This is a genomic window from Streptomyces sp. NPDC006687 (genome assembly GCF_040636215.1).
GTDB lineage: Bacteria > Actinomycetota > Actinomycetes > Streptomycetales > Streptomycetaceae > Streptomyces.
Genome location: NZ_JBEYJJ010000032.1, coordinates 1 through 8,817 on the forward strand (window position 1 = coordinate 1; position 8,817 = coordinate 8,817).

At 70.1% G+C, this 8,817-nt stretch carries 6 protein-coding genes; 1 reads left to right on the forward strand and 5 read right to left on the reverse strand.

What is annotated here, in order from left to right; translation table 11 throughout:
- Positions 1–136 precede the first annotated feature (136 nt).
- The 5 genes from ABZ716_RS24565 to ABZ716_RS24585 all read right to left on the reverse strand — a co-directional run bounded on the left by ABZ716_RS24565 (position 137) and on the right by ABZ716_RS24585 (position 6,436).
- Positions 137–1,150, reverse strand: a complete 1,014-nt coding sequence (locus ABZ716_RS24565) for a PAC2 family protein (protein ID WP_358961737.1) — start codon at positions 1,148–1,150, stop codon at positions 137–139.
- A 126-nt stretch (positions 1,151–1,276) separates the two neighbouring features.
- Entirely contained in the window at positions 1,277–2,884 is a 1,608-nt protein-coding gene (locus ABZ716_RS24570) for a glycerol-3-phosphate dehydrogenase/oxidase (RefSeq protein ID WP_351892268.1), read from the reverse strand.
- Between the two features lie 38 nt (positions 2,885–2,922).
- Positions 2,923–4,449: a glycerol kinase GlpK gene (gene glpK, locus ABZ716_RS24575; RefSeq protein WP_358813739.1), complete on the reverse strand. Its 1,527-nt coding sequence runs from the start codon at positions 4,447–4,449 to the stop codon at positions 2,923–2,925.
- An 80-nt stretch (positions 4,450–4,529) separates the two neighbouring features.
- The gene (locus tag ABZ716_RS24580; protein ID WP_358961739.1) at positions 4,530–5,312 is read right to left on the reverse strand and encodes an MIP/aquaporin family protein; all 783 of its coding nucleotides are present in this window, start codon (positions 5,310–5,312) and stop codon (positions 4,530–4,532) included.
- A gap of 356 nt (positions 5,313–5,668) precedes the next feature.
- Entirely contained in the window at positions 5,669–6,436 is a 768-nt protein-coding gene (locus ABZ716_RS24585; RefSeq protein ID WP_351892261.1) for an IclR family transcriptional regulator, read from the reverse strand.
- Positions 6,437–6,690: 254 nt separating this feature from the next.
- Between ABZ716_RS24585 and ABZ716_RS24590 the strand changes: the two genes are divergently transcribed.
- Positions 6,691–8,817: homocysteine S-methyltransferase family protein (locus ABZ716_RS24590; RefSeq protein ID WP_358961741.1), on the forward strand; the 2,127-nt coding region annotated here is incomplete at its 3' end.

The window sequence follows — 8,817 nt, forward strand, 5'->3', positions numbered from 1 at the left end:
GAGGCTGATCTCAGCCTCGCCGGCGATTGAGGCGCGGGGGTCTGGGGGCGGAGCCCCCAGGAAACGGTGAAAGGGCGGGTGGGGGACCAGCTCCGCGCAGCGGCACCGCCCCCCCGGCCCCGCCCCTCCGGCGCGGCTAGGGCTGCGGGGGGTCCTCTCCCGGCTCCTCCGGCCGCTCCGGCTCCGGCGACGCCGCCGGCGGTTCCTCCGCGGGGGAGTCCTTCCGCTTCGCCCCCCGCCCCAGCCCTCCGGAGATGTCCCGCAGGTACGACCCGTCCCCCGGCTCGGCCCCGGCGCCGGCCCCGGCCGAAGGGTCCCGCCGCCGCAGGTACCGCTCGAACTCCCGGGCAATCGCGTCCCCCGACGCCTCCGGCAGGTCGGCCGTGTCCCGCGCCTCCTCCAGCGTCTGCACGTACTCCGCCACCTCGCTGTCCTCGGCGGCCAGTTGGTCCACCCCCAGCTGCCAGGCCCGCGCGTCCTCCGGCAGTTCCCCGAGCGGGATCCGGATGTCGATCAGGTCCTCCAGCCGGTTCAGCAGCGCCAGGGTCGCCTTCGGGTTCGGCGGCTGCGACACGTAGTGCGGCACCGCCGCCCACAGCGACACCGCCGGGACCCCCGCATGCGTGCACGCCTCCTGGAGCACGCCCACGATGCCCGTCGGGCCCTCGTACTTGGTCTCCTCCAGCTCCATGGTCCGTGCCAGGTCCGGGTCCGAGGTCACCCCGCTGACCGGCACCGGCCGGGTGTGCGGGGTGTCCCCGAGGAGGGCGCCGAGGATGACGACCATCTCCACCCCCAGCTCGTGCGCGAAGCCGAGCAGCTCGTTGCAGAACGACCGCCACCGCATGGACGGTTCGATGCCCCGCACCAGCACCAGGTCACGCGGTTTCGCGCCGCCGATCCGGACCACCGACAACCGTGTCGTCGGCCAGGTGATCTTCCTGACCCCGTTCTCCAGGAACACCGTCGGCCGGTTGACCTGGAAGTCGTAGTAGTCCTCGGCGTCGAGCGCCGCGAAGACCTCGCCCTTCCACTCCCGGTCCAGGTGCGCCACCGCACCGGAGGCGGCGTCACCCGCGTCGTTCCAGCCCTCGAACGCGGCCACCATGACCGGGTCGATCAGCTCGGGCACGCCCTCAAGCTCGATCACCCAGGTCTCCTTCCGAAGTTCCTCGTGTACGGGGGAAAGCCTAAGCCTTGTGGGGTGGGCCGCCACAGCCCACGACAGAGGGGCGGTTCCCCTCGGAACCGCCCCTCTTCCCCACCTGCCCAGGAGCTATGCCTTGCGGGCCAGCATCTCCTCGACGCGGGCCCGTACGGACGCGTCGTCCAGACCGCGGATCGTCAGCGTGGTGCGCCGGCGCAGCACGTCGTCCGCCGTCTCGGCCCACTCGTGGTCACGGGCGTAGGCGACCTGCGCCCAGATCTCCGGGCCGTCCGGGTGGATGCGCTCGGCCAGCGCCGCGTCCTCGTTCGCCAGGCGGGCGATGTCGAAGGCCAGGCTGCCGTAATGGGAGGCCAGGTGGCGGGCGGTCAGCGGGTCCATCCGGGAGCCGGGCTCGCGGTCCACCAGCAGGCGGTGCGCGACGGCGTTCGGGTTGGCGACACCGGGCAGCGGGACCCGGCGTACGAGGGACTTCACCGGCTCCATGTCCTCGGTCAGCGGGCTGCCCGGGAGCTTGGCGAGCTTGTCCATGACCACGCGGCCGATGTGGCGGTACGTGGTCCACTTGCCGCCGGCCACCGACAGCATCCCGCCCGCGCCCTCGGTGACGACGGTCTCGCGCTTGGCCTGGGAGACGTCGCCCGGGCCGCCCGGCAGCACCCGCAGGCCGGCGAAGGCGTACGTCATCAGGGAGCGGTCCAGGTCGGCGTCCTTGATGGAGAACGCGGCCTCGTCGAGGATCTGCTGGATGTCGGCCTCGGTGGCGCTGACGTCCGCCGGGTCGCCCTCGTACTGGGTGTCGGTGGTGCCCAGCAGCAGCTGGTCCTCCCACGGCAGGGCGAAGGTGATGCGGTACTTGTCGATCGGGGTGGCCATGGCGGCCTTCCACGGCGACTTGCGCTTCATGACGATGTGCGCGCCCTTGGAGAGGCGGATCGACGGCAGCGCGTGCTTGTCTTCCAGTCGCCGCAGGTGGTCCACCCACGGGCCGGTGGCGTTGAGCACGACGCGCGCGTCGACGCCGAACTCGGTGCCGTCCAGGCGGTCCTTGAGCTCGGCACCGGAGACCCGGCCGCGCGTCATGCGCAGGCCGGTGACCTCGGCGTGGTTGAGGACGACCGCACCCGACTCGACGGCCGCGCGGACCGTCATGACGGCCACGCGGGAGTCGTTCATCTGGTGGTCGTAGTAGACCGCGACGGCCTTGAGGTTGTCGGTCTTCAGACCGGGGTTGTCGGCGACGGCACGGGCCGGGGATATGACCTTGCCCATGCCGTCGCCGAAGGCCGAGAGGGCGGAGTAGGCGAAGACGCCCGCGCCCAGCTTGGCCGCACCCACCGGGCCGCCCTTGTAGACCGGCAGGTAGAAGGTGAGCGGGTTGACCAGGTGCGGGGCCACGTCCTTGGCCAGCACCCGCCGCTCGTGGTGGTTCTCGGCCACCAGCTTGACCGCGCCGGTCTGCAGGTAGCGCAGGCCGCCGTGGACGAGCTTGGAGGAGGCGGAGGACGTGGCGCCGGCGAAGTCGCCGGCGTCCACCATGGCCACCCGCAGGCCCGACTGCGCGGCGTGCCAGGCCACCGAGGTGCCCAGGATTCCACCGCCGATGACCAGCAGGTCGTACGTGGCCTTCGACAGCTGCTCACGGGTCTCGGCGCGGCTGGCGTTCGTGCCGGCGGTCGGGTGCGTGCCCAGTGCGGGGACGCTCTGCAGGGTGCTCATGTCTCTTCAGCTCCTCGTCATTTCGACAGCTGGTGCGGTCAGCCGGCGTTCTCGTCGTCGATCCAGCCCATGGACCGCTCGACGGCCTTGAGCCAGTTCTTGTACTCGCGGTCCCGCTGCTCGGCGGGCATTCGCGGGGTCCACTCCGCCGCGCGGCGCCAGTTGGCGCGCAGGGCGTCGGTGTCGGGCCAGAAGCCGACGGCCAGGCCGGCGGCGTAGGCGGCGCCGAGGCAGGTGGTCTCGGCGACCATCGGACGGACCACGGGGGCGTCCAGGAAGTCCGAGAGCGTCTGCATCAGCAGGTTGTTGGAGGTCATACCACCGTCGACCTTGAGGGCGGCCAGCTCGACGCCGGAGTCCTTGGTCATGGCGTCGGTGATCTCGCGGGTCTGCCAGGCGGTGGCCTCCAGGACGGCACGGGCGATGTGCGCCTTGGTGACGTACCGGGTGAGGCCGGCGATCACACCGCGGGCGTCGGAGCGCCAGTACGGGGCGAACAGGCCGGAGAAGGCAGGCACGAAGTAGGCGCCGCCGTTGTCCTCGACGGAGGAGGCCAGGGTCTCGATCTCGGCGGCGGACTTGATCAGGCCCATCTGGTCGCGCATCCACTGGACGAGCGAGCCGGTGACGGCGATGGAGCCCTCCAGGGCGTAGACCGGCTTCTGGTCGCCGATCTGGTAGCCGACCGTGGTCAGCAGGCCGCTGTAGGAGTTGATGATCTTGTCGCCGGTGTTCATCAGCATGAACGTTCCGGTGCCGTACGTGGACTTGGCCTCGCCCTCGGCGAAGCAGGTCTGGCCGAAGAGGGCGGCCTGCTGGTCGCCGAGCGCCGAGGCGACCGGGACACCGGCGAGGACGCCGTCCTTGACGTGGCCGTAGACCTCGGCGGAGGACCTGATCTCCGGGAGGACGTTCATCGGGACGCCCATGGACTCGGCGATCTTCTCGTCCCAGGCCAGGGTGTGCAGGTTCATCAGCATGGTGCGCGAGGCGTTGGTGACGTCCGTGACGTGCACACCGCCCTGGGCGCCACCGGTGAGGTTCCAGATGACCCAGGAGTCCATGGTGCCGAAGAGGATGTCCCCGGCCTCGGCGCGCTCGCGCAGGCCCTCGACGTTGTCGAGCATCCAGCGGATCTTCGGGCCCGCGAAGTAGCTGGCGAGCGGCAGGCCCGTCTCGCGGCGGAAGCGGTCCTGGCCGACGTTGCGGCCGAGCTCCTTGCACAGGGTGTCGGTGCGGGTGTCCTGCCAGACCAGCGCGTTGTGCACCGGCTCGCCGGTGTGCCGGTCCCACAGGAGCGTGGTCTCGCGCTGGTTGGTGATGCCGACGGCCTTGACGTCGGCCGCCGTGATCTCCGCCTTGGCGATGGCCCCGGCGACGACCTCCTGGACGTTGGTCCAGATCTCGGCGGCGTCGTGCTCGACCCAGCCCGGCTTCGGGAAGATCTGCTCGTGCTCCTTCTGGTCGACGGCGACGATGCGGCCGTCGCGGTCGAAGACGATGCAGCGGGAGGAGGTGGTGCCCTGGTCGATCGCGGCGATGAACGGGCCGGTGCTGCTGGTCATGGTGGCTGCTCCTGGCAGGTCTGTGTGAGTAGGCGGAATCAGGAGGACGGTGCGGTTCTTACGAGCGCGGCCGAAGCTGATCAGGCGAACGCGAGGTTGTACAGACCGCCGGCGAGCGCGGCACCGACGAGCGGGCCGGCCACCGGGATCCAGGAGTAGCCCCAGTCCGATCCGCCCTTGTTGGGCAGCGGGAGCAGGGCGTGGACTATGCGGGGGCCGAGGTCGCGGACCGGGTTGATGGCGTAGCCGGTCGGACCGCCGAGGGAGAGGCCGATGCCGACCACGACGAAGGAGGTGATCAGGACGCCGATGACGCCGAGGCCCTTGCCGTCGTCCTGGAGACCCTGGGTCAGGATCGCGATCACGAGGACGAAGGTGCCGATGATCTCCGTGGCGAGGTTCTGGACCACGTTCCGGATCTCGGGGCCGGTGGAGAATATGCCGAGCACCGGGCCGGCGACGTCGTGCGGGTGCGGGTCCTCGGGGCCGAGCTTGGCGTCCTTGATGTTCTCCGGGTCCGCCAGGTGCGCGCGGAACTGGCCGTAGTAGGTGATCCACATCAGGACCGCGCCGATCATGGCGCCGAGCAGCTGGCCGGCCAGGTAGACCGGGACGTCGCCCCATTCGCCGGTCTTGACGGCTATGCCGAGGGTGACCGCCGGGTTGAGGTGCGCGCCGGAGAGCGGCGCGGAGACGTAGGCGGCGATCAGGACGGCGAAGCCCCACCCGAAGGTGATCGCGAGCCAGCCCGCGCCACGGGCCTTGGAGCTCTTGAGCGTGAGGGCGGCGCACACGCCGCCGCCGAGCAGAGTGAGCAGGGCGGTACCGATGGTCTCGCCGATGAAGATGTCGGAGCTGGACACCCGCGACTCCTTTGTCTTACGTCCAGGGGTGGGCGGTTACCGGGTCCCTCCGGTGTTCCGCACACTCGGTGAGTGCTTCACCGGTCCATGGCCTCGCCCTAGCCTAACGCGTATTGCCGGTAGGTGTTCGACAATGCCGACCGATGAACGGCAGTTTTCCGCCTGGGTTCAGAAGGCGTCAAGGGCTGACCAGGTCAAAGAACCGGATCGTTACCACTCGGTACGATCGCCCAAAACCGGCCAGTAGCCGGTCCTGAAACGAAGAGGTCCACCCGAATGGCGCGGGACGCGGCCAAGGGGTGGACCGAAGGGGTGGCGAAAGGCCGCCGGCGGGTACCGGAGGGCTCAGGTCAAGCTCAGAACCGGCCGGCTCCGAGGTCGCGTGAAACCGACCGCGCGCAGTCCCGTACGGAGGCCACCAGGGCCGGGTGCGGCTCCCCGGACTCCCCGCAGACCCGCTCCACGGCGCCCGCGACGGCCACCGCGCCCACCGGCATCCGCCGCCGGTCGTGGATGGGCGCCGCGACCGAGGCGATGCCCTCCCAGGTCTCCTCGACGTCGGCCGCCCAGCCGCGCGCCCGGGTCAGCTCCAGGATCTCCTCGAAACCCGCCGGGTCGGTCACCGTCCGCGGCGTGAACGCCGCCCGCTCCCCGTCCAGGGCCTCGGTGTGCGCGACGGGGTCATAGGCGGAGAGCACCTTGCCGAGGGCCGTGGAGTGCAGCGGCTGCATGGCCCCCACCTCCAGCACCTGGCGGCTGTCGTCCGGCCGGAACACGTGGTGCATGATCAGCACCCCGCTCTTGTGCAGCACCCCCACGTACACGCTCTCGCCGCTCGCCCGCGCCAGATCGTCCGTCCACACCAGCGCCCGGGCGCGCAGCTCGTGCACGTCCAGGTAGCTGTTGCCCAGCCGCAGCAGCTCCGCGCCCAGCTGGTAGCGCCCCGAGGCCGGGTCCTGCTCCACGAAGCCCTCGGCCTGGAGGGTGCGCAGGATCCCGTGCGCCGTGCCCTTGGCCAGGCCCAGGGAGGACGCCACGTCCGACAGGCCCAGCCGGCGCTCCCCGCCGGCCAGGAGCCGCAGCATCGCAGCTGCTCGTTCGAGCGACTGGATGTTCCGTGCCATCGCGCAGCCTCCTGCTGACGTAGTTCGACCATGCCGAACACTATCGGTCGATGCCGACCTGGTGCATGGTTGGGGGTTTACCCGGTGTGCCGCCGACCTGCACACCCGTCCGTGCGACTCCCGCGCACAGAATGCAGTCCGCCACGTGGGACGCCCTCACCGGGGCGGGCCCCGCGCGGTTACCCTGACCGCGTGCGCCCCTGACACAGCGGGGGCGCAAAGCCGACAGCCGTCGCATCCCAGGGAGCTCAACCATGGCCTCGTTGCCGAACCCGCCCGCTGACACCCAGACCCGGGCCGATGCCCTCCGAGAGGCGCTCGCCACCCGTGTGGTGGTCGCCGACGGAGCCATGGGAACCATGCTCCAGGCCCAGGACCCCACCCTGGAAGACTTCCAGCAGCTGGAGGGCTGCAACGAGGTCCTGAACGTCACCCGCCCCGACATCGTCCGCTCGGTCCACGAGGCGTACTTCTCGGTGGGCGTGGACTGCGTCGAGACCAACACCTTCGGCGCGAACTACGCGGCCCTCGCCGAGTACGACATCCCCGAACGCAACTTCGAGCTCTCCGAGGCCGGCGCCCGCATCGCCCGCGAGGTCGCGGACGAGTTCACCGCCTCCACCGGCGCCCAGCGCTGGGTCCTCGGCTCCATGGGCCCGGGCACCAAGCTCCCGACCCTCGGCCACATCACCTACGCGCAGATCCGCGACGCGTACCAGATCAACGCCGAGGGCCTGATCTCCGGCGGCGCCGACGCCCTCCTCGTCGAGACCACCCAGGACCTCCTCCAGACCAAGTCCTCCATCATCGGCGCCCGCCGCGCCATGGAGGCCCTCGGTATCAGCGTCCCGCTGATCTGCTCCGTCACCGTCGAGACCACCGGCACGATGCTGCTGGGCTCGGAGATCGGTGCGGCGCTGACGGCGCTGGAGCCCCTCGGTATCGACATGATCGGTCTGAACTGTGCGACGGGTCCGGCGGAGATGAGCGAGCACCTGCGCTATCTGGCGCGGAACGCGCGTATTCCGCTGTCGTGCATGCCGAACGCGGGCCTGCCGGTGCTGACGAAGGACGGGGCGCACTATCCGCTGTCGGCCGCCGAGCTGGCCGACGCGCAGGAGACGTTCGTCCGCGAGTACGGGCTCTCCCTGGTCGGTGGCTGCTGTGGCACGACCCCCGAGCACCTGCGGCAGGTCGTGGAGCGGGTCCGCGGCACGGCGATCGCCGTGCGCACTCCCCAGCCCGAGCCGGGCGCGGCCTCCCTCTACCAGACGGTGTCGTTCCGGCAGGACACCTCGTACATGGCGATCGGTGAGCGGACGAACGCGAACGGGTCGAAGAAGTTCCGTGAGGCGATGCTGGAGGCCCGCTGGGACGACTGTGTGGAGATGGCGCGGGATCAGATCCGTGAGGGCGCGCACATGCTGGACCTGTGCGTGGACTACGTCGGCCGTGACGGCGTGGCCGACATGCAGGAGCTCGCCGGCCGCTTCGCCACGGCCTCCACCTTGCCGATCGTGCTGGACTCGACCGAGGTGCCGGTCATCCAGGCGGGTTTGGAGAAGCTGGGCGGGCGTGCGGTCATCAACTCCGTCAACTACGAGGACGGCGACGGTCCGGAGTCCCGCTTCGCGAAGGTGACCCGCCTCGCGCAGGAGCACGGCGCGGCGCTGATCGCGTTGACGATCGACGAGGAGGGCCAGGCCCGCACCGTCGAGCACAAGGTGGCCATCGCCGAGCGCCTGATCGGGGATTTGACGGTCAACTGGGGGATCCGTGAGTCGGACATCCTCATCGACACCCTCACGTTCACGATCTGTACGGGTCAGGAGGAGTCGCGTAAGGACGGTATCGCCACGATCGAGGCGATCCGTGAGCTCAAGCGGCGCCATCCGGATGTGCAGACCACTCTGGGTCTGTCGAACATCTCCTTCGGTCTGAACCCGGCCGCCCGTGTCCTTTTGAACTCGGTGTTCCTGGACGAGTGTGTGAAGGCGGGTCTGGACTCGGCGATCGTCCACGCCTCGAAGATCCTGCCGATCGCCCGGTTCGATGAGGAGCAGGTCCAGACGGCTCTGGATCTGATCTACGACCGGCGTGAGGGTGACTACGACCCGCTGCAGAAGCTGATGGCGTTGTTCGAGGGCGTCAACACCAAGTCGCTGAAGGCGGGCCGTGCCGAGGAGCTGTTGGCGCTGCCGCTGGACGAGCGGCTTCAGCGTCGGATCATCGACGGTGAGAAGAACGGCCTGGAGGCCGACCTCGATGAGGCTCTCCAGACGCGTCCGGCCCTGGACATCGTCAACGACACCCTTCTGGAGGGGATGAAGGTCGTCGGTGAGCTGTTCGGCTCCGGTCAGATGCAGCTGCCGTTCGTCCTG

Coding starts and splice junctions, on each gene's coding strand:
- ABZ716_RS24570 (WP_351892268.1), bottom strand. CDS start 2,884: ATGAGCACCCTGCAGAGCGTCCCCGCACTGGGCACGCACCCGACCGCC.
- glpK (WP_358813739.1), bottom strand. CDS start 4,449: ATGACCAGCAGCACCGGCCCGTTCATCGCCGCGATCGACCAGGGCACC.
- ABZ716_RS24585 (WP_351892261.1), bottom strand. CDS start 6,436: ATGGCACGGAACATCCAGTCGCTCGAACGAGCAGCTGCGATGCTGCGG.